This is a genomic window from Vibrio sp. S17_S38, assembly GCF_014694375.1.
GTDB lineage: Bacteria > Pseudomonadota > Gammaproteobacteria > Enterobacterales > Vibrionaceae > Vibrio.
Genome location: NZ_JAAUWW010000053.1, coordinates 1 through 570 on the forward strand (window position 1 = coordinate 1; position 570 = coordinate 570).

Annotated in this window: 3 tRNA genes; all 3 read right to left on the reverse strand. The window is 43.2% G+C overall.

Annotated elements, in window-relative coordinates:
- Positions 1–197: 197 nt before the first annotated feature.
- A tRNA-Gln gene (locus HC725_RS16575) sits at positions 198–272 on the reverse strand.
- 45 nt (positions 273–317) lie between these two features.
- Positions 318–402: transfer RNA gene (locus HC725_RS16580), tRNA-Leu, on the reverse strand.
- A 67-nt stretch (positions 403–469) separates the two neighbouring features.
- Positions 470–544, reverse strand: a tRNA-Gln gene (locus HC725_RS16585).
- Between the last annotated feature and the right edge of the window lie 26 nt (positions 545–570).

The window sequence follows — 570 nt, forward strand, 5'->3', positions numbered from 1 at the left end:
TACCAATTCCGCCACGACCGCAGCGCTTCTTTTACAAGAAGAATTTATAGTTAAGAAGACAATTGGAGAATCTTAATAACGTTGTAAATGGCTGGGCTACCTGAAAACGAAATCAGGGAACTCTCTTGGTATAGTCATCAAAAGCTAATGGCCTTTCAATCTATACTAAACAGCTCACTCTTTTAAATTATAAAAAGTGGCTGGGCTACCTGGATTCGAACCAGGGAATGCTGGCATCAAAAGCCAGTGCCTTACCGCTTGGCGATAGCCCAACAGACGAATCAAGAAAATATGTTATCAAGAGACGTTTTAAATAATGGTGCGGTCGGAGAGACTTGAACTCTCACACCTTACGGCGCCAGAACCTAAATCTGGTGCGTCTACCAATTCCGCCACGACCGCAGCGCTTCTTTTACAAGAAGAATTTATAGTTAAGAAGACAATTGGAGAATCTTAATAACGTTGTAAATGGCTGGGCTACCTGGATTCGAACCAGGGAATGCTGGCATCAAAAGCCAGTGCCTTACCGCTTGGCGATAGCCCAACAGACGAATCAAGAAGATATGTTAT